The sequence below is a fragment of the Streptomyces sp. DSM 41931 genome, from assembly GCF_050271085.1.
Classification (GTDB): Bacteria; Actinomycetota; Actinomycetes; order Streptomycetales; family Streptomycetaceae; genus Streptomyces; species Streptomyces albogriseolus.
Genome location: NZ_CP189902.1, coordinates 6,489,949 through 6,511,436, shown reverse-complemented (window position 1 = coordinate 6,511,436; position 21,488 = coordinate 6,489,949). Strand labels below are relative to the sequence as shown.

The 21,488-nt window shown below is 70.5% G+C and carries 21 protein-coding genes and 1 pseudogene; 7 read left to right on the top strand and 15 right to left on the bottom strand.

From position 1 onward, the window contains the following. Positions 1-85: 85 nt before the first annotated feature. The 6 genes from ACP7TJ_RS29775 to ACP7TJ_RS29750 are packed head-to-tail and all read left to right on the top strand — an operon-like array spanning position 86 to position 6,148. Complete coding sequence (locus tag ACP7TJ_RS29775; RefSeq protein WP_367463604.1) at positions 86-1,378, top strand: helix-turn-helix domain-containing protein; 1,293 nt, start codon at positions 86-88, stop codon at positions 1,376-1,378. A gap of 13 nt (positions 1,379-1,391) precedes the next feature. Continuing rightward, positions 1,392-2,150, top strand: coding sequence for a toll/interleukin-1 receptor domain-containing protein (locus ACP7TJ_RS29770; RefSeq protein ID WP_367463605.1), 759 nt, complete (start codon positions 1,392-1,394; stop codon positions 2,148-2,150). Further along, on the top strand, positions 2,147-4,162 hold the full coding sequence (locus tag ACP7TJ_RS29765; protein WP_404715298.1) for a hypothetical protein: 2,016 nt from the start codon (positions 2,147-2,149) through the stop codon (positions 4,160-4,162). Before ACP7TJ_RS29770 ends, ACP7TJ_RS29765 begins: the two co-directional genes overlap by 4 nt. Further along, positions 4,159-5,235, top strand: coding sequence for a hypothetical protein (locus tag ACP7TJ_RS29760; RefSeq protein WP_401405824.1), 1,077 nt, complete (start codon positions 4,159-4,161; stop codon positions 5,233-5,235). The genes ACP7TJ_RS29765 and ACP7TJ_RS29760 overlap by 4 nt, the downstream gene beginning before the upstream one ends. A 44-nt stretch (positions 5,236-5,279) precedes the next feature. Then, on the top strand, positions 5,280-5,720 hold the full coding sequence (locus tag ACP7TJ_RS29755) for a hypothetical protein (RefSeq protein WP_367463608.1): 441 nt from the start codon (positions 5,280-5,282) through the stop codon (positions 5,718-5,720). 32 nt (positions 5,721-5,752) lie between these two features. Then, positions 5,753-6,148 (top strand): hypothetical protein, encoded by a 396-nt coding sequence (locus ACP7TJ_RS29750; RefSeq protein WP_367463609.1) that lies wholly within the window; start codon positions 5,753-5,755, stop codon positions 6,146-6,148. Here ACP7TJ_RS29750 and ACP7TJ_RS29745 read toward each other — a convergent pair. Beyond that, a complete protein-coding gene (locus ACP7TJ_RS29745; RefSeq protein ID WP_427766671.1) occupies positions 6,037-6,840 on the bottom strand; it encodes a hypothetical protein in 804 nt (267 codons plus the stop codon). The genes ACP7TJ_RS29750 and ACP7TJ_RS29745 overlap by 112 nt on opposite strands. A gap of 293 nt (positions 6,841-7,133) precedes the next feature. Here ACP7TJ_RS29745 and ACP7TJ_RS29740 point away from each other — a divergent pair, with 293 nt between their 5' ends. Then, positions 7,134-7,799 carry a CBS domain-containing protein gene (locus tag ACP7TJ_RS29740; RefSeq protein ID WP_404715425.1) on the top strand — a complete coding sequence of 222 codons (666 nt, stop codon included), beginning with the start codon at positions 7,134-7,136 and terminating at the stop codon, positions 7,797-7,799. A 242-nt stretch (positions 7,800-8,041) separates the two neighbouring features. On the opposite strand, the gene ACP7TJ_RS29735 is transcribed toward ACP7TJ_RS29740, so the two are convergent. The 14 genes and pseudogenes from ACP7TJ_RS29735 to narH all read right to left on the bottom strand — a co-directional run bounded on the left by ACP7TJ_RS29735 (position 8,042) and on the right by narH (position 21,487). Continuing rightward, positions 8,042-8,509: a TetR/AcrR family transcriptional regulator gene (locus tag ACP7TJ_RS29735; protein ID WP_404715295.1), complete on the bottom strand. Its 468-nt coding sequence runs from the start codon at positions 8,507-8,509 to the stop codon at positions 8,042-8,044. 192 nt (positions 8,510-8,701) lie between these two features. Next, positions 8,702-9,208 carry a flavodoxin domain-containing protein gene (locus ACP7TJ_RS29730; RefSeq protein ID WP_167743947.1) on the bottom strand — a complete coding sequence of 169 codons (507 nt, stop codon included), beginning with the start codon at positions 9,206-9,208 and terminating at the stop codon, positions 8,702-8,704. 17 nt (positions 9,209-9,225) lie between these two features. Further along, positions 9,226-9,954 carry a CBS domain-containing protein gene (locus tag ACP7TJ_RS29725; protein ID WP_404715294.1) on the bottom strand — a complete coding sequence of 243 codons (729 nt, stop codon included), beginning with the start codon at positions 9,952-9,954 and terminating at the stop codon, positions 9,226-9,228. A gap of 138 nt (positions 9,955-10,092) precedes the next feature. Beyond that, positions 10,093-10,251: pseudogene (locus tag ACP7TJ_RS29720) on the bottom strand (universal stress protein); the annotation flags it as partial. 5 nt (positions 10,252-10,256) lie between these two features. After that, complete coding sequence (gene adhP / locus ACP7TJ_RS29715; protein WP_427766667.1) at positions 10,257-11,279, bottom strand: alcohol dehydrogenase AdhP; 1,023 nt, start codon at positions 11,277-11,279, stop codon at positions 10,257-10,259. 124 nt (positions 11,280-11,403) lie between these two features. Further along, complete coding sequence (locus tag ACP7TJ_RS29710; protein WP_427766664.1) at positions 11,404-12,033, bottom strand: hypothetical protein; 630 nt, start codon at positions 12,031-12,033, stop codon at positions 11,404-11,406. A gap of 260 nt (positions 12,034-12,293) precedes the next feature. Next, on the bottom strand, positions 12,294-13,214 hold the full coding sequence (locus ACP7TJ_RS29705; RefSeq protein ID WP_387621442.1) for a universal stress protein: 921 nt from the start codon (positions 13,212-13,214) through the stop codon (positions 12,294-12,296). 125 nt (positions 13,215-13,339) lie between these two features. Next, positions 13,340-14,263, bottom strand: coding sequence for a carbamate kinase (locus ACP7TJ_RS29700; RefSeq protein ID WP_387621439.1), 924 nt, complete (start codon positions 14,261-14,263; stop codon positions 13,340-13,342). A 3-nt stretch (positions 14,264-14,266) separates the two neighbouring features. Further along, positions 14,267-15,268: an ornithine carbamoyltransferase gene (argF, locus tag ACP7TJ_RS29695; RefSeq protein WP_427766660.1), complete on the bottom strand. Its 1,002-nt coding sequence runs from the start codon at positions 15,266-15,268 to the stop codon at positions 14,267-14,269. A 22-nt stretch (positions 15,269-15,290) separates the two neighbouring features. Next, positions 15,291-16,520: an arginine deiminase gene (locus tag ACP7TJ_RS29690; protein WP_367561045.1), complete on the bottom strand. Its 1,230-nt coding sequence runs from the start codon at positions 16,518-16,520 to the stop codon at positions 15,291-15,293. Between the two features lie 45 nt (positions 16,521-16,565). Further along, on the bottom strand, positions 16,566-18,095 hold the full coding sequence (locus tag ACP7TJ_RS29685; RefSeq protein WP_427766657.1) for an APC family permease: 1,530 nt from the start codon (positions 18,093-18,095) through the stop codon (positions 16,566-16,568). A 226-nt stretch (positions 18,096-18,321) separates the two neighbouring features. Continuing rightward, positions 18,322-19,092 carry a respiratory nitrate reductase subunit gamma gene (narI, locus tag ACP7TJ_RS29680; protein WP_189911759.1) on the bottom strand — a complete coding sequence of 257 codons (771 nt, stop codon included), beginning with the start codon at positions 19,090-19,092 and terminating at the stop codon, positions 18,322-18,324. Next, positions 19,089-19,760, bottom strand: a complete 672-nt coding sequence (gene narJ / locus ACP7TJ_RS29675) for a nitrate reductase molybdenum cofactor assembly chaperone (protein WP_228914938.1) — start codon at positions 19,758-19,760, stop codon at positions 19,089-19,091. The genes narI and narJ overlap by 4 nt, the downstream gene beginning before the upstream one ends. After that, entirely contained in the window at positions 19,757-21,487 is a 1,731-nt protein-coding gene (gene narH / locus ACP7TJ_RS29670; protein ID WP_266403249.1) for a nitrate reductase subunit beta, read from the bottom strand. The genes narJ and narH overlap by 4 nt, the downstream gene beginning before the upstream one ends. Position 21,488 lies beyond the last annotated feature (1 nt).

Genomic DNA, 21,488 nt, shown 5'->3' with positions numbered 1-21,488 from the left:
CGATCGTCTTGTCCGCCCCGGCCAGACTGCCGCACGCTACGTGCAGCGCCGACTCGGCCGATGGCGGGAGGGGTTGGAGGTTTCCGTGCCACAGCCGTCCACCGGGTTCGGCGAGGAGTTGAGGAAGCGGCGTCTGGAAGCAGGGCTCAGCCTCACCGCTCTGTCCGGCTCCGTGCACTACAGCAAGGCGCAGTTGAGCAAGGTGGAGCGGGGCCTGAAGGCCCCCAGCCGTGATCTCGCCCGCCTGTGTGACGCCGCCCTCGGGGCCGGCGGGGCCCTGCTGTCCCTGCTCGCACCAGAGACCACCGACCCGCCCGTCGATCCGGCGCCGGGCTTTGTCCACGAGGAGGACTGGATCATGCAGTTGTCGCCGGACGGCCCGAACACCTTCCAGCCGTTAAGTCGACGGGATGCCATAGGCGCCGGTGCCGCTTCGCTGATGGCGTGGCGGTCCGACGGCGCGGGCCCGGCCTCGCCAGCCGCGGGCGCGGACATGGTGGAAGCCTCCCGCTCGCTGTTCACCCACTACCGCAGACTCGGCCAGACGGTGGCGCCCGGTCTACTCCTGCCCGTTCTGATCGCACAGACCCACACCCTGCGGGAACTGTCCGCCCACTGTGACAGCGGCACCCGTCGCCACCTGCTGGCCCTCGGGTCCCGGTACGCCGAATACGTCGGCTGGCTGGTGCAGGAGACCGGGGACGAGCGGGCGGCTCTGTGGTGGACGCAGCGCGCGGTCGATCTGGCGGCCGCCGGCGGCGACCGGGCACTGGCGGGTTACGCGCTGGTCCGCCGGGCCCTGATCACGCTGTACCGGGACGACGCCGAGCAGACAGTCGCTCTGGCCCGTCGCGCGCAGAGCAGGGCCCTGCCCCCGCGGATACGCGGGCTCGCTGCACAGCGCGAAGCCCAGGGCCACGCCCTGGTGGGTGACCACCGGGCTTGTCTGGACGCGCTGGACCGCGCGCATGCGCTTCTTTCTCTCCAGGACGAAGGGACCGACGAGCCGGTGATCGGCACCATGCACCTTCCCGATCCGGTCGGCATGGTCACCGGCTGGTGCCTGGTCGATCTCGGACAGCCGCGGGAGGCGAGCGAGGAACTGGACCGACAACTCGCCCTGGTCGGCGAGGACGCGGTTCGCACCCAGGTCAGGTACGGCGTCCGCCGCGCCCTCGCCTACGCTTCGGCCGGCGAGATCGACCACGCCTGCGACCTGGCGGCGCCCCTGCTCGACGGAGTGGAGGCCGTGGGTTCCGCCACGGTCACGACCGACCTGAGACGGCTCGCCCGCGCCCTGGCGCGCCACGCGAACCATTCCTCCGTACGCCGGCTGGGACCGCGACTCGGCACGTTGTCGCGCCCCTCCACCATCTGAAGGAGTCACTGGCATGCCCCACGTGTTCATCAACTACCGCACCGGCGACGGCGAGCGGACCGCGGCCCTCCTAGACCAGGAGCTGTCACGTCGCTTCGGCCAGGACCGCGTCTTCCGCGCGTCCAGGTCCATCACCCCAGGGGCGGCTTACCCCGAGGTTCTCCTGACCGCGTTACGCCACAGCTGCGTGCTGCTGGCCGTCATAGGGCCGGACTGGGCGAACTTCCGCAGTCGGTTGCAGGATCCCGAAGACTGGGTGCGCAAGGAGATCGAGGCCGCGTTCGAGTACGGGCTCGTCGTCGTTCCCGTGCTGGACGGCCGCAAGACCGACCGGCTGAACAAAACGGCCATGCCCCCCGAGCTGGCGCGGCTCGCCGATCTGCAGTCCGTACCGTTCGACAGCACCCACGACACCGAGGCCGGCGTCCGGCGTATCGGCGATCTGGTCGCCGAGCTGGTGCCCGAGCTGCGGGACCTGATCGAGCCCGGCGAGCCGTCGCCGACGTCGACCAGCGTGCACAACTCGATCGGGGACGTGAGTGGAACGTCCGTCCAAGCGGGCGACTTCAGCGGTGACGTCGGCGGCACGATCGTGAAGAACTCCCACGGCACGGTCCACACGGGCAGAGGCAGCATCTACAACAACTCACGCCATGTGTCGGGCGACCGCTACATCTCGGGTACCGGGACGACGTACACCGAGGGCGACCACCACGGGGACGTGCACCAGCGGTTCGGGGAGCCGGAGCGGCCCCAGGACGACCGACGGTGAGCACAGAACACACCACCCGGGTCGAGAGCACGCGGGGCGTCACGCACACGGGCGACGGCCACATCTACGTCAACCTCGGCTCCGCTGCCGACGAACCCCGAAAGCCGGTCTTCCGACAGTTTCCCCATGATCAACTGCGCTGGATCCGAAGGGTGTTAGTCGCTCCGGTCAACATGGGCAGGGCACGCGACACGCTCGAGGAGACGGGCACCGTCATCCTCGACGGTGCTCCCGGCAGCGGTCGCTCGGCCACGGCTCGCGTACTGTTGCGCGAACACCACCGTCCCGGAGGTGCCTTCCGCGAGCTCCTGCCCGCCGAGCGGGACGAGCTGCCGCTGTACGACCCGGCTTTCGTCGACCCGGGCGACCGGCTGCTGCTCGACCTGTCCACCGCGGAGGCCGGTCTGTGGCATGCGGCCCGGGGCGGCCTTCCCGCCCTGCGCCAGACGGTGCGCGAGCGGCGGGCCCATCTCGTCGTCGTCATGCCGCACGAAGGGGCGCTCGATCCCGACCTGCAGCACTTCCGTGTCGAGATCGGACCGCCAGCTTTCCCCATGGAGGTTCTCAGACGACACCTGCGCGCCCACGGCGTGCCGTGCGAGCAGTTCCTCCGGAACGACATCACTGTCGACGATTTCCTGAGCGAACGCAAACCCATGCGGGAGATCGCCGACTTCGCCGACCGCATACGCCGTGCCCGCGAAACGGCCGGGCCCGGCGAGGGATTCCCCGAGTGGTGCGCGGCCGCGAAACGTGCGCGCGCCGGGCGCCGCGCCGAAGTCGCCGACCGCGTCGCCGGTTTGCCCGATGCCTCCCAACGCGCCCTGATGGTCGCCGTGTCCATGCTCCACGGCGCGCACGCCGACGTCGTCCACCGGGCGGCCGCACTTCTGCTGAGCACGGTCGGGTCCCCCGAGGAGGAGACTCCGCTCCTCGAGCGCAAGGACCTCGCCCAGCGGCTGTCGGAGATCTCGGCCCGCCCCGGGCCGGACGGTCGCGTGCGGTTCACCGAGCTGGACTACGACTCCGCCGTCCGCGCCCACTTCTGGGACCACATGCCCGACCTGCGGCCGCACCTCGGCGCGTGGGCCGCGCGGGTCGTCGAGTCGAGCGACCCGCATCTCGTGCCGGACGTCCGCGACGGCCTGGTGGCCCGGCTGGCGGGTGAGTACCTGCGAACCGGGCGGCCCGACGCGCTCGCCTCGCTCGCCGAGCGGTGGAGCGCACAGGGAGCGGGCAGAGCCCGGTCGGAGGCCACGGTCCAGGCGCTCACCTGCGGTCTCGCGGACCCCGCCCATGGCAGGGACTTCCGCGAGCGGATCTACCAGTGGTGCGCGTACCGCCAGCTGACCGGTGAGTTCGCCCAGGTGCTGGTCCAGGTCTGCGCCGACGTCCTCGCGCTGGACCATCCGGATCACGCCCTTATCCGGCTGCACCATCTCGCCCGGCGTGAGCGCGGCACGGCCCATGCGCTGCAGGCCCTGTGCCACCTGGTGGCCGGCAGCCGACGGCTACGCCGAAGGCTGCTCGACCGGCTGGCGCGCGGCGACCTCGCACCGACCGACCTGGCCATCTTTCTGCGCGTCAGCGATCCGGAGCCGCTCACGGACCGCTCCGTCACCACTCGCGCCCTGGTCGACGAGGACGGGGTACGACGCTCGCTGATCAGGTGCTGGCGTGCCGTGCTGATCCACGCGGTGTCGCGGCCGGAAGGCCGACGCGTGGCACCACGGGCAGAGATACAGAGCTGGCTGCACTGGGCGGCCGAGGGCGCCGGTGACCGGGGGGAGGTCCTCCTCGCCCTGCTGGTCGCTGCCGCCGACCGATGCGGGGAGGACCGGGGCGCGGCGTTCGCCGCGTTGTACGCGTCCGCACGCCAGGCGGAGTTCACTTCTCCGGGCGCCGGCGCCCACTCCACCGAGACGACCGACCTGTTGCTCCACAAAATCGGCGTGGCACAGAACCTCGGTCCTGCCGCCCCGTCGGCATCGGCCAGAAAGGGGCGATCGTGACGACCGCACGCAAGACGACCACCGTGTTCCTCACTGTTATGTGCGGCCTGCTGCTGACCATCGTCGCCCTGGTACAGCGATGGCCCGGCTGGACCTGGCCGGCGCTGGCCGCGCTTCTTCTCGTGCTGCCCGCGGTGACCTTCCGGGTGGCCTCGCAGCGCCGCGGCCCGGTGCCGGTCAGCTTCGAGGAGCAACTCACGGCTGCCCCGGTGGAGCGAACCGAGTACCGCGTCAACCGAGTCGCGCTCCCGAGCCTCTGGGACGACTACCACTTCGTCTTCTCAGCGACCGTACGGTGGTGCTTGGCCGACGGTCCGGGGCGCGGCACGGTCGTCAACCCGGCCGGCCTCGCCGTCGACGCGGTCCTCGGCCGGGCCCGCGCGATTGCCGAGAAGCGGGAACCCGGCCACGCCTCGCTCCTTCAGCACGAACTCGGTGGCGCCCTCAGCCGCATGTGCCCGGATTCCACGGGCCACCTCCGGGCGATGGCAGAGGACATCAACCTCACGTTGCCCGACGAGGACCAGGAGCGTCTGGATCGGCTCGCCGGCGTGCGCAAGGACGAGGCGGTCTGGGAGCACCAGCGCAAGTATGAGCAGAACAAACGCCGGTATCTGGGCGAGGACGCCCTCAAGGACACCGGCAGCGCCGTCGTGTGGTGGCTCACCAGGAACGACGAGCACGTGGCCAAGACCGTGGCCGACCTCCCCTTGCTGGCGCAGCTGACCTCCGCCGCCAACGACACCGACATCCCCGAGCGCCTGCTCGAGATGCTGCCGAACCGGCGAGGAGGACCCTGGACGCCGGACATCGGCACGGAGTCTGCCGATCTCCCAACCCGTGAGCCCTCGGCTGCAGACCACCTGTCGGGGTTCTTCGAAGCTATGGGCTTCACGGAGGACGACGACCGGCGGGCGATGCTGGCCCGACAGTTCTCGCAGCTCGTCGAGCAGCACAACCGCCACGAGACAGCGGAGGACCTCCTACGCCGATTCGATCCGCCGAGACCTTCCGCTCCCGAGACCGGAGCGGAACCGGCGTCCGACCCCAGGCCGCCGACCGACACGGCCTGACCGGCGACCGGAAGATTTCATCCCTGCGCATCCAGGAGGACGCGATGGACGCAGAACTGGCCGCGATGGCGGCATCGGGGGCCACCACCCTGGTCTCCCTCATGGTCACCGATTCCTGGACTCAAGCCCGCGCACTGATGGGCCGGTTCTTGGCACGTGCGGGCGCGGACACTGTCGCGATCACCGGCCTGGACGACGCGCGTGCGCGGCTGCTCCTCACGGGCACCGCGGCGGACGGGCGCGCCGCGTCCGGCATCGCGGCCGAGTGGCAGACTCGTCTCTGCGGGCTGGTGGAAGCCGGAGCGCTCACCGGCGAGGAACTGAGTGCTCTCGGGGCGTCGCTGCACCGACTGGCGGCCGCAGCGGGCCTCCCAGCAACGGTGCACAACACCGTCTCCGGCGGCACCCAGCACGGCCCGATCGTCCAGGCCGGCAACGTCACCGGCCTGGCCTTCCCGCCGGATCCGTCCCCGCGCCGGGAATAGTCGCAGGTCAGGGCAGCAGGCCCCCTGTCGCGGTGCAGGTCACCAAGCCGGAAACTGTCCGGCCCGATGCTGACCTGTGCACGGATCCCGGCCAGTGGGCGCTGTATCTGCACGAGTCCGCCGGCGCGCAGGAGACCGGACGCCTCAACGCCAGGGATGTCGTGCCACCCGCGCCGGGTGAGGACACGGCGCGCTGGGACTACGAGGGCGCCTACCCCTACGAGGACGGCGCCGTCGTCAGCACCGACGGGCACACCGCCGAGCCCCGTCACTGGCTCGTGGACCCGGGCACACTCTCCCTGCGCGGGCGGATCGTCTACTCCCTGCCTGTTACGGGCGGCGCGTTGCCGGCGGGCCCCGGCCTGTGGGCCACCCTCGCCGAGGACCGCACGGCCGTGCACCTGAGGAGTCTGACCGACGCGAGCTGAGCGCGTCCCGCTTGCGTGTTCGCCGGCGCCACTGGAGGTGGCGCCGGTGTCTCCTGGCGCCTCAAGCGCCAGAACGTCCGTAAGTCGGTCTTGTCGGGCGCTACGCCGAACACCTCGCCGTCGAGCTTCACTTTGCTCTGCTCGACAAGTGGTGCGCAGATGTCGGAGCACACGTTCTTCGACGTGCCGCCGTACAGCACCTCGTAGTCCGGGTTCTCCTCGAGCCACCTGAACACCGATTCCTCGGCGTGCTCGTAGGCAGGGTTGCCCTTCAGAAGGTCGCCCATCTGGCCGGAGCTCATGCCCACCTTCTCGACGATGTCCTTGGTGCCCCTCTTCCGGACCCCGATGACCGCGACGGTCACCATGGACTCCTTGAAGAGGTGGAGCCGACCGGCCAGTTCCTGGGCGCGCTGCTGCCCCCTGACCGCCTCGTCCTTGTAGCCACAGTTGTGAACCAGGACCGCCGCGGCACCCGACCCCACGTAGTACGTGTGGACGCCCTCGACCGACAGGTTGCAGACCCTGGCCGAGCGGACCGAGGCGCGGAAGGCGTCCCTCGCTCCCCGCGGGGCGACGAGCTGGACGAATGCGCCGGCTGCGCGGGCCGCCGCAACCGCACGACAGCGGTCGCGCAGAGCCCTGTGCTCATGGTCACGGGCCACGCTCCGGGGGCCGAACGACCCTGCCACGGGACCCGGGTGACCCGTGCCGCGGCAGCCGCGTGTCGTACAAGCTGGAAGCAGGCACCTGAGCAGAGCCTGGACCACACCGCAGGCAGCCCTCGGTGGCCTCGAGCCGTGCGGGGTCACGCATCACCGGACAACGAGCCACACGAGGCGAAGGGGACAGGACGGGGGCCGACGACGCGGCCACGGCTCTGGCCGTCGGCCACCGGGACCGGCTGATGAGCATGGCCCGCGAACTCTACGAAGGTTGTGCGGAGACCGTTGTCGGCACACCCGGCGCATCGAGGAGGAACCTCATGTCACATGGTCCGCATCTCGTGAGCGATGTCATGACGCACACCGTCGTGGCCGTGGGCCGCGGCGCCTCGTTCAAGGAGATGGTCGAGCTCATGCAGCAATGGAAGATCAGTGCCTTGCCCGTGCTGGAGGGCGAAGGACGTGTCGTCGGTGTCGTGTCGGAGGCAGATCTGCTACCCAAAGAAGAATTCCGCGACAGCGACCCTGACCGCTTCACGCAGTTGAGGCGGCTGCCCGACCTGGCCAAAGCGGGCGCACTGACCGCGGGCGAACTGATGAGTGCACCGGCCGTCACCGTCCACGCCGACGCCACACTGGCGGAAGCCGCCCGGGTCATGGCACAGCGGCGGGTCAAGCGACTGCCCGTCACCACCGCCGAGGGGCTTCTCGAAGGCGTGGTCAGTCGCTCCGATCTCCTGAAGGTCTTCCTGCGGTCCGACGAGGAAGTCGCCGCCGAGATTCGCCAGGAGATCGTCTCCCCCCTCTTCGCCGGCTCCCCGCAGCCTGTCCAGGTCCGCGTCTCCGGCGGCAGGGTGACGCTCAGCGGCCGTCCGCGGGACACCTCGTTGGTGCCCGTGGCCGCCCGTCTGGTCCGCGCGGTCGAGGGGGTGGTCGACGTCGAGTTCGACCCGCCGGACGGCGACGTGGTGCGTCAGGCCGACTGACACGCCGGGCACGGAGCACGACGAGCGACGCAACCAGAAGCCGCGCCCGGCCCGCAGGGTCGGTGTTCCTTCGTCGGCGGTGGGCTCGACGTCCGCGCCTGAGAGGTCCTCGCCGTAGTCGCCGATCACGTGACCGTCGGCCTCACCGACCCAACCCCGTCTCCCGGCGTGTGCCACACGGCGCAACGCGCCCGGAACGACGGTGACCCGTCGGGCGTCGAGGCATCCGCCGCGCGGGCCCCTCACGTGGCGGTCGTGGGGTTTTGTGCGGTTCGGGCGAGGATGGCGGCCCGGGCGGCCGTCTTGGCGGCGTCGACGACCACGCGGTCCTGCAGCAGGCGCCCGGAGGCCGGCGCGCCGTCGATGAGTAGCCCGAGATGTGCGGCCGGAACAGCCGGCTCCGCGGCTCCCGCGAGGCCCGTCAGCCACTCCTGGCGGCGCCGGGTGTGCTCAACGGCGGCCGCGTGGGCCTTGGACTCCAGCTCGGCTTCGACCGCGGCGCTGGTGAAGGGGCAGCCGAAGAAGCCGTGGCGGTCGAAGGAAGCCGGCAGCGCGTCGAACACACCCACCAGCTGCTGAGCTGGGCCGGCCCCTGCGGCTTCGGCCGCCTCCTGCAACCGCCCCATCCACAACTCGTCCGTACGCCGAAGGGAGGCAGCGATGAGATCGTCCTTGGTGCGGAAGTGTGTGCAGAGCGTGGACTTCGCCACGCCGGGATCTGCGATGACCTGGTCCGCCCCCACTCCCCGCAGCCCGTGTGTGTGGCTGACGGCCGACCGGTTCACCGGCCAGGTGGCCGGGCGCGCCCGAGCATTCTTTCCGTCGGCTCGTGGTCATGACCGTGCCCCCGACGCCGGGATGCCGGACGTCGGGGGCACGACGGCCCGTACCGCGAGGGTTGTTCACCCGTGCGCCATGGCACCGAGCTCCTTCGCCAGGCCCGCCGCCCAGTGCTCGACGGCGGCGAAGTCGCGGAAGTCACCGCCCTTGCCATTGCGAAGGATCATGCGGGCGACGCGGCCTTGCGCGCCTTCGGTGAGGCAACCGCCGAAGGTGGCATGCCCGCGGGCGTCGAGCCCGGCCATGGCCCTCCTGACGCCCGGCACGGGCGGAATGTCCCGCTGCGAGGCCGTCGGGTCGAGTGGTCCGGAGCTGAAGAACCACACCGGCCGGTGCGCCAGAGCTCCGCGGTGCCGCCGTACGAAGCGCCTGGCGTCCTTGTGCCAGCGCCCGGCGTACAGGGCACCGCCGACCACCACAGCCCCATAGCGGTCCAGGTCCGTCACCGACCGGGCGGGCAGCACCTCGGCCGTGATCTCCGCCGTCCGCAGCACCTCCGCCACGGCCTCGGCCATCTCCTCCGTCGACCCGTTGGCCGACCCGTAGGCGACCAGCACCTTCTGCTCCATGAGGGGTCCGCCTCCCCTCACAGGCGCCGCAGCCAGTCGTCCGCGACACCGCCCGGCACGCGTGTGTCCCGGAACTCGGAGTCGTCGAAGCGGTGGGTGAGCCTGTCCACGACGTCGACGACTCCGTCGGTCCTACGGGTCATGGCCACCGCTGACTCGGTCTCGCTCTTCCGCTCCAGCTGGCCTTCCAGCGTGACGACTCCCTCCGTGACGGTGACGTCGACGCTGCCGCTGACCAGCCACAGTCCGCGCTCCAGCACCTCGCGGATCACTTCCTCGCGGATCTCCGCATCGGGTCGCAGGAAGGTCTGCAGCAGGTCGTGCCGGGTGACGATGCCGACCAGGCGGTCGTCCTCGTCGAGTACCGGGAGCCGGTTCACCCGGTGCTCGACCATGGTGCGGGCTGCCTCCACGACGGTGTCCTCGGCGTGCACGCTGACGGCGGGAGCGGTCATCAGGCGTCCGGCCGTGCGCGCCCGGGCCTTGGCCGCCTGCCGGCGGGCGCGGGGTGTCAGCCGCGCGAGACGGAACCGCGGGGGCAGCTCGTAGGCGAGCGGTGTCGCGGCCTGGTGGAGCATCAGGTCCGTCTCGGAGACGACGCCGATGACGTGCTGGTCGTCGTCCACCACGGGCAGTCCGCTGACGCGGTGCTCCGAGAGCAGCCCGGCGACGGCTTTGAAGGGGGTGCCGTACTCGGCGCGGATCACCTCGGTGGTCATCACGGAGCCGACCTTCTGGTGCCTCATGTCTGTTCCTCCTCAGCGCAGTCGGCGCAGACAGGGGTCCTGCGGCCGACGGGCAGCAGGCGTATCCGCGCGTCGAGAACGGTGACCCCGCCCGGTGTGGCGGGGACCGGATTGAAATCGGCCTCGGCGAGCTGCGGCAATCTCGCGGGCGAGTGAGGCACCCTCATAGCGATCCCAGCGGTAGGCGTGGACGATCCGCGGGGGTACTCCGTGCCGGGCGGCTTCGTCGGCCGCCCGGTCGACGGCCCGCAGGCTCGGCTCGGAACCGTCGACGCCGACGACCACGGGCAGGGACATCGTTCTCAGCCTTCGGCGCCGAGGTCGAACACGATGCGGGCCTTGACCTGACCGCGCAGGACCTCGTCGATGCAGTCGTTGACGGCGGTGAGCGGGCGGGTCTCCAGGATGACCCGTGTGCGGCCCTCGGCGTGGAGCTGGAAGACCTCGGCGAGGTCCTGGCGGGTCCCGACGATGGAGCCGATCACCGATGTGCCGTTCAGGACGGTGTCGAAGATCGGGACCGGGAGGGTGCCGTGTGCCGGCAGGGCCACCATCACCAGCTTCCCGCCACGCCGCAGCCCGGAGTTGACGGCTGTGAAGGCGGCCGGGTTCACGGCGAGGGCGAGGGCCGCGTGTGCGCCGCCGTGCCGCTTCAGCTCGGCGCCGACGTCCTGGGTGCGGGCGTCGACGAGGATGTCCGCGCCCAGTTCCCGGGCGAGTGCGAGCTTGTCGTCGGTGACGTCGATCGCGGCGACCCGCGCCCCGGCGATCTTCGCGTACTGCACCGCCAGGTGGCCCAGTCCGCCCACGCCCGAGACGGCGACGAGCTGGGCTGGCCGGACGTCCGCGACCTTGAGCGCCTTGTAGGTGGTGACACCCGCGCAGGTCAGGGGGGCGGCGTCGAGGGCACTGACGCCCTCGGGCACCGGCTGGGCGAAGTCGGCCCAGGCGAGCATCTTCTCGGCGTACCCGCCGTCGCAGCCGTACCCGGTGTTGATCTGGCTCTCGCAGAGGGTCTCCCAGCCGGACCGGCAGTGCTCGCACCGTCCGCACGCCTTGCCGAGCCAGGGCACCGCGACGCGCTGCCCCACGGCGAGGTGCGTCACGCCGTCGCCGAGCTTCTCGACGAGGCCGACGCCCTCATGGCCGGGCACGAACGGCAGGGTGGGCTTGACGGGCCAGTCGCCGTGCGCGGCGTGGATGTCGGTGTGGCACAGACCGGACGCCTCGACACGGACACGGACCTGACCGGGGCCGGGTTCCGGGTCGGGGCGCTCCTCGATGACCAGGGGCTTGCCGAACTCCCGGACGACCGCTGCCTTCATGATGCCTTCTCCTTCGGTGTCTCTTGGCCGGCCGCGTCAGTCGAGCGCGACGACGTCGACGGGGGCGGTGGCGTGGCAGGTCGGTGGGACGGGTCCTTCGGAGGAACCGCCCCACCGGCCGCGTTCAGCGCAGCCACCGGTGGTCACGGACGATCGGGAGCCGGGCCCACAGCCGGCCCAGACCCAGCGCGTCACCGGCCGAGACCGCGGCCAGCGCGATCAGGACCACCGCGTAGATCAGGTGGTAGTCGACGAACGGGTTCGTCGACATGCTCGCCGACCCGTCCGACAGGTGCTTCGCCGGCGGCCACTCCGCCACCCACATCAGCGCCATCATCACCGTCCCCGCCAGCGCCGCCAGGCGCAGCGCCACTCCGGCGGTCAACGCCAGTCCGACCCCGAGCAGGCCGAGCATGAACAGCCAGTCCGCCCAGGCGTCCCCGGCCCAGGCATGGAACGTCGACTCCATCGGACCGACCGCGACGTGCCCGAGGAAGCCCTCGGTGGGCGAACCACCGTCGATCCAGCCCTTCCCCGAGGCGGTGGCGTAACCGAAGCCGAACGTCTTGTCGAGGAACGCCCACAGGAAGACGAACCCCATCAGGACCCGCACCGAGGCGAGGACGCCGGCCCGTGCGGTGAACGCGCCGGCCTCCGCCGACACCGCCTCCCCCGGCGCGGGAACGGCGCGGTTCCCGCGGAACGACGGCAGATGGAAACGTGAACCACGATGTGTGGGCTGGTGCACGGACATGACAGTGACTCCTTCGGAGAGGATCCGGCTGGTTCTTGACACCACCCACTCTCCCGCCCTCCACCACCCCGCACCCGACGCCGTAGGTCCGCACCCCAGGGACTCAACAGCCCCGATCCACAGGGACCTTCGGCCACCGCCGGAGACAGAACGGCCGCCTGTACGCGGCGGTGTCTCACCCATCGCGTACAGGCGGGCCGAGGGTCGGACAGGGGGAAGGCTGCCTCGTCGTGCTCGCTGTCCTGGGCAGTCCTTCTCGGTCAGTCGTGCGAGATCACCGCCACCGGAGCAGCGGCATGATGCAGCAACGCCTGGGTCACCGGACCGATATGAGCGCCGATCGCCGCCCGACGGTTGCGCCTGCCCACCACCACCAGGGCGGCGTCGTAGGAGGCGTCGACCAGGTGGCGCCCGGCACCACCGATCGTGGCCTGCGCGTGAACCTCCACAGCGGGGTACCTGTCCCGCCACGGTCGCAGGACGTCGGACAGTTCGCTCCGTACCTGCTCGACCATGCCGTCGTTCAGGTCGGGCATGAGCGTGCCGCCGTAGTAGTAGGGCGGCAGCGTCCAGCCGTGAACGATCCGCAGGCGTGCGGCGCGCCGTGAAGCCGTGTCGAACGCGAAGTCGATCACCGCGTCATGGGGCTTGTCCAGGTCCAGGCCCAGGACGACGTCACCGTGGCCGGAGACGGCGGAGTCCTCGTGTGCCGAGGTCTCCGGCGGCGCCTCCTCCTCGCCGTGCTCGGCAGCACGGACGAGGACGACGGGCCGCTCGCACGAGGCCAGGACGGCATGGGAGACGGATCCGAGCAGGTATCCCGCCGCCCTGCTCAGTCCCCGGGATCCCAGTACCAGCAGCTCTGCCTCCTCGGCGGCCTTCAGCAGAGCCGGGACGGGCAGACCGGGGATCTCGTCCGTGTCGATCCGCAGACCGGGGCGGGCTTCGCCGACGCGGGCGCGTGCCTGGGCCAGCAGGTGTTGTGCCGATGCCCGCCGGAGGTCGCTCGGCGGCACCGGCACACCGGCTCCGGTCCCCGGTGCGAAGGCGGGGGCTTGCCACTCCCACGCGGTCACCAGCCTCAGAGGCAGGTCCCGGAGCTGTGCCTCGTGCGCCGCCCAGTCCGCGGCAGCCAGACTCGCCGGCGAGCCGTCCAGTCCGACGGTGATGGTGTGGGTCATGGAAGTCCTCCTTCAGGCTGCTTCGAGTCTCGATCCCGTCAGACGGTGACAGCAGGGGCCACCGGACCCTGGCCAGGAGCCGACCGTCCCGGAATCCGGCTCGCCGGTTCGCCGCCCGCCGCCTGTCATCCGATGGGGAGTTCGGGTCGTACGAGCGTCCCCGACGTTCCGTGGGCGATGGCGTACGCGGCGTCGAGCGCTCCGATCGCGGCCAGGCCACCGGTCCGTTCCACGAACCGGGCAGCGGCCTCTGTCTTGGGCTTCATCGAACCCTCGGGGAAGGTGCTGTCCCGAAGTTGCGCGGGGGTCACGTCGAGCACGGGCTGCTGGCGAGGCGTGCCGAAGTCGGTGTACACGTTCGGGACGTCGGTGAGGATGAGCAGGAGGTCCGCCTTGAGTTCCTCGGCCAGGAGAGCGGCGGTGAAGTCCTTGTCGACGACGGCTTCGACCCCGGTCAGCTCCCCCGTGTCGTGATCGGCCGTCACGGGGACGCCTCCGCCGCCGGCGCAGACGACCAGCGTTCCGCCGCTCAGCAGGGCGTGGACGGTGTCCGACTCCACGATGGTCTCGGGCGCCGGGGACGGGACGACGCGGCGCCATCCCGAGGTGTCCTTGGCGATGTGCCAGCCGCGCTTGCGGGCGAGGACGTGCGCCACCTCCCGGGGGTAGACCTGGCCGACGAACTTGGTGGGTCGCTCGAAGGCCGGGTCACCCGCACGGACCACGGTGTGGGTGACGAGCGCGGCGACCTGCCGTCCGGGGAGGGCGCCTCGCAGGGCCCGGGCGAGCAGAGACCCGATCATGCCCTGTGTCTGAGCGCCAAGGACGTCCAGCGGGTAGGGAGTGGACAGGGCGGGATCAGCGGCGCTCTCGACGGCCAGCAGGCCGATCTGGGGGCCGTTGCCGTGCGTGATGACGAGTTCGTTGTCACGGGCGAGTGCGGCGAGGGCGGTGACGGCCCTGTCGATGTTGGCCTGCTGCACGGCGGCGTCGGGGCGTTCGCCCCGGTACAGCAGGGCGTTGCCGCCGAGCGCGACGACGATGCGCATGGTTCAGTCCTCCAGGGTGGCGACGAGTACGGCCTTGATGGTGTGCAGCCGGTTCTCGGCCTGGTCGAAAACAAGGGAGGCGGGCGAGGAGAAGACGTCGTCGGTGACTTCGAGGCCGTCCAGTCCGTAGGTGTCGAAGAGTTGCCTGCCCAGGCGGGTGCTCCGGTCGTGGAGTGACGGCAGGCAGTGCATGAACCGGGTGTCCGGCGTGCCGGTGGCCGCCATCGTCCTGGCGTCGACGCGGTAGGGCAGTAGCAGTTCGACGCGCTCCCGCCAGGTCTCTGCCGGTTCGCCCATGGACACCCACACGTCGGTGTGGAGGAAGTCGGCGCGGTGGACGGCCTCTTCCACGTCCTCGGTCAGGGTGATGCGGGCACCGCTGCCGGCGGCGAGGGACCGGCACGCGGTGACGAGACCGGATGCGGGCCACAGCGCTCTGGGGGCGGCGATCCTCACGTCCATACCGAGCAGTGCGCCCATGGACAGGAGGGAGTTGCCCATGTTGTTGCGGGCGTCACCGAGGTAGCAGTAGCTGATCTCCGCGAGAGGCTTCGGGCTCTGTTCGATCATCGTGAAGACGTCACAGAGGCTTTGGGTGGGGTGGCTGGTGTCGGTCAGCCCGTTGAAGACCGGCACACCGGAGTGTTCGGCGAGGACGGTGACGACGGACTGGCCCGAGCCGCGGTACTCGATGCCGTGGAACATGCGGCCGAGGACGCGGGCGGTGTCGGCGACGGATTCCTTGACGCCGAGGTGGGTGTTCCCGGGGCCGAGGTAGGTGGTGGCGGCTCCCTGGTCGGCCGCGGCGGCCTCGAAGGCGCAGCGGGTACGTGTCGAGGTCTTCTCGAAGATCAGGGCCAGGTGCCGGCCGGTCAGGCGCGGCCGCTCGGTGCCCAGGAGCCGGGCCTTCTTGAGGTCGGCGGCGAGATCCAGGAGGTGCCTGATCTCCGGTGCGGTGAAGTCGAGCTCGCTCAGGTAGGAGCGGCCCCGCAGGTCGATGCTCACGGCGGTTCCTCGTGGTCGGCGGTCAGACGACCGGGTCGCGTTCGATGGGGCAGCTCATGCAGCGGGGACCGCCCCGGCCGCGGCCGAGTTCGGCACCGGCGATGGTGATCACTTCGATGCCCTGCTTGCGCAGGTAGGTGTTGGTGGTCACGTTGCGCTCGTAGCCGACGACGACGCCGGGGGCCACGGCGAGGAAGTTGCTGCCGTCGTCCCACTGTTCGCGTTCGGCCGCGCGTACGTCCTGGGGTGCGGACAGCATGCGGACCTTGTCCAGGTCGAGGGCATCGGCCAGGGCGGTGGCGAGATCGGACTCGGCGTTGACGTCGAAGCCGCAGTCACGATCCGTACTGGGCACCAAGGACCAGGAGCGCAGGGAGTCGGCCAGGCCCGGATAGACGGCGAAGGCGTCCCTGTCGACCATGGTCAGGACGGTGTCCAGGTGCATGTACGCCCGTGTGGCGGGGAGTTGGACCGCCAGCAGGCGCTCGGCCGTGCCCTCGGCGAAGAGGCGGGTGGCGAGGGTCTCGACGGCTTGGGGAGTGGTGCGTTCGCCCATGCCGACCATGACCGTGCCGTTGCCGAGGATGTGGACGTCACCGCCCTCCAGGGTGCCCTGACCGCCGGACGCCGGGGAGCCGTCCAGGATCGGGCCGGTGTCGGACTCGGCGAACAGCGGGTGGAAGCGGTAGACGGCCTCGGCGTGCAGGCTTTCCCGGCGCCGAGCGCGTTTCGCCATGGGGTTGACGGAGAGCCGGTCGTAGATCCAGCACGAGTTGTCGCGTGGGAACAGATGGTTGGGCAGCGGGGTGAGAGCGAAGTCCTCCTCACCGAGCGCGCTCCAGAAGAGGCTGTTCGGAGTGGTCAGCGGCAGGTCGTCCTTCAGCAGGCCGCCGATCAGGTAGCCGGCGAGTGTCTCACCGTCGAGGTCGGCACACAGGTGCCGTATCGGCTCCGCGAGGGCGGGGCCGACGACGCCCGGCGTGATGATCCGGTCCAGGAGCCAGGTGCGGGCCTCGGCCATGTCGAGGACCTCGGCGAGCAGATCGGCGAAGTAGTGGACGCGTACACCCTGGTCCCGCAGGGCCTGGGCGAAGGCGTCGTGCTCTTCGCGGGCACGCTTGGCCCACAGGATGTCGTCGAACAGCAGGGCGTCGACGTTGCGAGGGGTCAAGCGGGAGAGTTCGAGTCCAGGCCGGTGGAGGATGACCTGGCGAAGTCGGCCGACCTCGGAGTCGACGTGGAAGACGGTCATGGTCGCAAGCTCCAGGGAGGGAAGGGGGTGGCGAGTGGCGAGTGGTCAGTGCTGGTCGCGCCGGGCGCTTCCGCGGAAGCGAACGACCGTCGTCCGGCGACCGGGCAGACGAGCGGACCTGGTCTCCGGTGCTCGTGGGCCAGGAGGGACTGCCGCGGCCGAGCCGGGCGAGACGTCGGACGCCGCAGGCGCGGCTTCGTCGAGCGCCCCGCCCTCTTGGCCGGTGCGCTTGAGCCAGACGTACACCGGCAGGCCGAGCAACAACACGAACAGGCCGTAGTAGACCGTCTGGTAGCCGCTGCCCTGGATCGACCAGTAGGAGAAGGCCATGGCGAGTACGGCGACGGTGACGTCCCGGATCAGCCGGCCGAGCGTGACTCCGTCCCGGCCGCGGACCAGGACCCAGTACAGCTGTGCCGCGGCGGAGAACAGATAGGGAATCACCGCGGTGAGCACACTCAGCAGGACGATCTTGGTGAAGACGTCCTCGAAGCGTGTGTAGCTGAACACCGTGATCAAGGAGGCGAGCACGGTGGAGACCACGATGCCGAAGACCGGTACGCCGCCGACGCCCCGCGTCCGGGCGAAGGCACCGGGGAAGAGTCCATCGCGGGCGGCCGCGTACGGCATCTCCGCGCAGAGCATCGTCCAGCCGTTGAGTGCGCCGATGCCGGAGACGATGGCCGCCACGGCCACGGTGTTACCCGCCCATGTTCCGCCGAAGATGTTGTTGGCGGCGTCGGTGAAGGGTGCGGTGGACGAGCCCAGCGCGCCGTGCGAGACGGTACCGAAGACGGCGAGCGTGCCCAGGATGTAGATGACCGCGCAGGCCAACGTTCCGTAGACGGTGGCGCGGGACACGTTGCGCCCGGGGTCCCGTACCCGCCCGGCGACCACCGAGGCGGCCTCCAGCCCGAGGTAGCTGAAGAGCGCGATGGCCGCGGCCGCCGATATCGCCCCCAGCGTCGAGTGCCCGCCGGCATTGAAGGGACCGAAGTTGTCAGGGTCGACGAACAGCAGCCCGATGGTGGCCATGAAGATCAGCGGTACGAACTTCACCACGGTCGTGATCACCTGGAAGGCGCCCGTGTTCCGCACGCCGGTGAGGTTGACGGCTGCGGGGATCCACAGCCCCACCAGGGCGATCAACACCGAACCGCCCACCCGGTGGTCGGTGTTGACGAACACTTCGACGTACCCGACCCATGCCACCACGATCGCCGCGTTGCCGGCCCAGGCGGTGATCCAGTACGACCAGGCGTTGAGGAACCCGGCGAATTCCCCGAACGCTTCCCGGGCGTAGACGTAAGGTCCCCCGCTGGACGAGGTGCGCTTGGACAGCGCTCCGAACGTCATCGCCAGCGCCAGGGCGCCGAGCGTGACCGCCGCGAACGCCACGAGGGAGATCGGCCCGTACGGCGCGAGTGCGGACGGAAGCGCGAAGACCCCGGTTCCGATGATGCTGCCGATCACCAGGGCGGTGGCTGCCGGCAGGCCCAACGAGGATGTCCCACCGGAAGGGCGGTCCGTGCCTGTCCCACCCGGGGACTCGGATTCTCTTGAGGTCGAGGGCATGGCGGCGCTCCTCGTGTCGGCCGTTCTCAGCAGGCGATTCGATCCATGACCGATCCTGCTGCGGCGGGAGCGCGCCGATCAGTGGCTACCGGTCCACCGAGGAAGACCGATGGTCCCTGTGATCGCTTCCGACCGGCCCACGAGACCGCGGCGCCACTCGTGAACGCCTGCTCCTGTAGGGAGGCGTTGAGGACTCGCCCGCCGCACCGGGCAGCGGGACCGGCGGTCATGAACCCGTGCGTTCCCAGCCACGGTGCGGGGCCCGGGCGCCGAGCCGGACGTCACGGCTGCGGTAGACGATGTAGGGGCGGGTCAGGTAGCCCAGCGGCGCGGTGAGCATGTGGACGAGCCGGGTGAACGGCCAGGCCGCGAACAGCAGCAGGGCACTGAGGGCGTGCAGCTGGAACAGTACGGGGGCGCCGGACATCAGGGCCGGGTCGGGCTGGAAGTAGAAGATGGACCGGAACCAGGGGGAGATGGTCTCGCGGTAGTCGTACCCTCCGCCGACGACGTTCGCGGCCACGGTCGCGGCCAGGCCCAGCCCGATGGTCACCGTCAGGGAGACGTACATGGCCTTGTCGTTGCGGGTGGTGGCGGAGAAGACCGGGCCCACGGTCCGCCGGCGGTAGACCAGGATGGCCAGTCCGCCGACGGTGGCGACGCCCGCGATCGTGCCGAGGACGACCGCGCCGACGTGGTACGTGTGTTCACTGATCCCGGCCGCTTCGGTCCAGCTCTTGGGGATGACCAGGCCGCCGATGTGGCCGAGGAGCACGACGAGGATGCCGAAGTGGAACAGCGGGCTGCCGATGCGCAGCAGGCGCCGTTCGTACAGCTGCGAGGAGCGGGTGGTCCAGCCGAACTTGTCGTAGCGGTAGCGCCAGATGTGACCGAGGACGAAGATCGCGAGGGAGACGTAGGGCAGGACGACCCACAGCAGGGTGCCGCCGGCGCCTGCCTCCGCCGCCAGGGTGAGGGGCTGCGCGGACGCGGTCATCGGGGGCCTCCTACGACGGGGTCGGGCAGGAACACGGGGGCCGCGTACGGGTCGAGGCCGACCTGCTCCTCGGGCGGGCCTTCGGCGGCGAGCCGGAGGACGGCTTCGCGTTCGTCGCCGGCGAGGGCCGGCAGGGTGGCGGAGACGGAGTCCAGGAGGTGGCCCCAGGGCGAGCCGTCGTCGTTCAGGGCCAGACGCAGCAGCTCCAGTCCGGCCCGGTGTTCGGACAGCAGACCGATTCCCGCGGCCGGGTCGGTGGCGGCGAACTCGAGGACGACGGCCAGGTGGTCGGGCAGTTCGTCGTCGGCCAGACGCCAGCCGGCCGCGGCGTAGGCCTGCTTGAGCCGCAGCAGGCCGATGCCGCGCTTTCTGGTGTCGCCGTGGGCGTAGTAGGTCAGGTAGAGGCAGCAGCGTTTGCGGTGGTCGAAGGTGGCCACGTAGGCGGCCGCCAGATCGGTGAGGGCGGTCCGCTCGGCGTGCGCGGTGAAGCGGAGCAGGGGACGGGCGACCGGTTCCGGCAGCGTGCCGGCGACCCGGGCGGCCAGCGCCAGACGCTGCTCGAACTGCTCGTCGGGGTAGGCGAGCAGCAGCGACTGGGCCTGCCAGGCGGGAGAGTGCCAGGGCTCGGTGCGAGCGGTTCGAGCGGTGCGTGAGAACGTCCGTTTCATGGCTTCGGTTCGACCTCCCCGCCGCTGTCCGCGTCGCCGCCGTCGCCTGAGCCGGGAGGTGGCTCCGGGAACAGGCCGGGTGGCGAGCCCTTGCCGTCCCAGTTGAGGAGGTTGACGCGGGTGGCCTTGTCGGTGGGCGCGGCCGGGGTGTCGGAGGTCTGCCGGTCGCGCAGGGCGTGGAAGTTCTCCACGGCGATCGGAGCGGCCCCGCCGGAGGTTTCGCCGAAGGGGCCGGAGCCGCCCATGCCGGGGCCGCCCTCGTAGTCGAGGCTGCACTCGGTGGCCAGCTCTTCCAGACTGTGGGCCTGTTCGGCGTGCGCGGGCGGGATGACGTACCGCTCGTCGTACTTGGCGAGGGCGAGCAGCCGGTACATGTCGTACATCTGCTCCTCTCCCATGCCGACGGACGCGGGGATGGCGGCGTCCGGCTCGCGGCCGAGGTTGATGTCGCGCATGTAGGCGCGCATGGCGGCGAGGCGGCGCAGCACCGCGTCCACGGGTGCCGGGTCGCCGGCGGTGAAGAGCTGGGCGAGGTAGTCGACGGGGATGCGCAGGGCGTCGACGGCGGCGAAGAGGGTGCGGTGGTCCTCGGCGTCGTGGCCGGTGTCGCGGACGGCGTCGACGACCGGGGAGAGCGGCGGGATGTACCAGACCATGGGCAGGGTGCGGTACTCCGGGTGCAGCGGCAGCGCCACCTTGTACGTGTTGATCAGCGCGTGGATCGGGGAGCGCTGGGCGGCCTCGATCCAGTCCCGCGGGATGTCCGCACGCTCCGCCGCGGCGATCACCTCGGGGTCGTGCGGGTCGAGGAAGACCTGCCGCTGGGCCTCGTAGAGACCGGTGTCGTCGGGGGTGGAGGCGGCTTCCAGCACCCTGTCGGCGTCGTAGAGGACGAGGCCGATGTAGCGCAGCCGGCCGACGCAGGTCTCGGAGCAGACGGTGGGCAGTCCGACCTCGACGCGCGGGAAGCAGAAGGTGCACTTCTCGGCCTTGCCGGTGCGGTGGTTGAAGTACACCTTCTTGTACGGGCATCCGGTCACGCACATCCGCCAGCCCCGGCAGCGGTCCTGGTCGACCAGGACGATGCCGTCCTCCTCCCGCTTGTAGATCGCGCCGGAGGGGCAGGAGGCCGCGCAGGACGGGTTGAGGCAGTGCTCGCAGATGCGCGGCAGGTAGAACATGAAGGTCTGCTCGAACTCGAACTTGATCTTCTCGGAGACCTCGTTCAGCAGGACGTCCTTCTCGCTGGTCGCGGCCGATCCGCCCAGGTCGTCGTCCCAGTTCGCCGACCAGGAGATCTTCATGTCCTTGCCGGTGATCAGGGACTTGGGGCGGGCGACCGGAGTGTGTTCCTGCAGCGGGGCGTTGGTGAGGGTCTCGTAGTCGTACGTCCAGGGCTCGTAGTAGTCGTCGAGCGACGGCAGGACGGGGTTGGAGAAGATGGTGATCAGCTTCTTGAACCGGCCGCCCGCCTTCAGCGTGAGGCGGCCCTTCTTGTTGAGTTCCCAGCCGCCCTTCCAGGTGTCCTGGTCCTCGTAGCGGCGGGGGTAGCCCTGTCCGGGGCGGGTCTCGACGTTGTTGAACCACACGTACTCGACGCCGGTGCGGTTGGTCCACGCCTGTTTGCAGGTGACCGAGCAGGTGTGGCAGCCGATGCACTTGTCGAGGTTCATCACCATCGCCATCTGGGCCATGACGCGTCCGATGGTGGCTTCGCCACGGGGCATG

Coding starts and splice junctions, on each gene's coding strand:
- ACP7TJ_RS29770 (WP_367463605.1), top strand. CDS start 1,392: ATGCCCCACGTGTTCATCAACTACCGCACCGGCGACGGCGAGCGGACC.
- ACP7TJ_RS29755 (WP_367463608.1), top strand. CDS start 5,280: ATGGACGCAGAACTGGCCGCGATGGCGGCATCGGGGGCCACCACCCTG.
- ACP7TJ_RS29740 (WP_404715425.1), top strand. CDS start 7,134: ATGTCACATGGTCCGCATCTCGTGAGCGATGTCATGACGCACACCGTC.
- ACP7TJ_RS29730 (WP_167743947.1), bottom strand. CDS start 9,208: ATGGAGCAGAAGGTGCTGGTCGCCTACGGGTCGGCCAACGGGTCGACG.
- ACP7TJ_RS29725 (WP_404715294.1), bottom strand. CDS start 9,954: ATGAGGCACCAGAAGGTCGGCTCCGTGATGACCACCGAGGTGATCCGC.
- adhP (WP_427766667.1), bottom strand. CDS start 11,279: ATGAAGGCAGCGGTCGTCCGGGAGTTCGGCAAGCCCCTGGTCATCGAG.
- ACP7TJ_RS29710 (WP_427766664.1), bottom strand. CDS start 12,033: ATGTCCGTGCACCAGCCCACACATCGTGGTTCACGTTTCCATCTGCCG.
- ACP7TJ_RS29705 (WP_387621442.1), bottom strand. CDS start 13,214: ATGACCCACACCATCACCGTCGGACTGGACGGCTCGCCGGCGAGTCTG.
- ACP7TJ_RS29700 (WP_387621439.1), bottom strand. CDS start 14,263: ATGCGCATCGTCGTCGCGCTCGGCGGCAACGCCCTGCTGTACCGGGGC.
- ACP7TJ_RS29690 (WP_367561045.1), bottom strand. CDS start 16,520: ATGACCGTCTTCCACGTCGACTCCGAGGTCGGCCGACTTCGCCAGGTC.
- ACP7TJ_RS29685 (WP_427766657.1), bottom strand. CDS start 18,095: ATGCCCTCGACCTCAAGAGAATCCGAGTCCCCGGGTGGGACAGGCACG.
- narI (WP_189911759.1), bottom strand. CDS start 19,092: ATGACCGCGTCCGCGCAGCCCCTCACCCTGGCGGCGGAGGCAGGCGCC.
- narJ (WP_228914938.1), bottom strand. CDS start 19,760: ATGAAACGGACGTTCTCACGCACCGCTCGAACCGCTCGCACCGAGCCC.
- narH (WP_266403249.1), bottom strand. CDS start 21,487: ATGCCCCGTGGCGAAGCCACCATCGGACGCGTCATGGCCCAGATGGCG.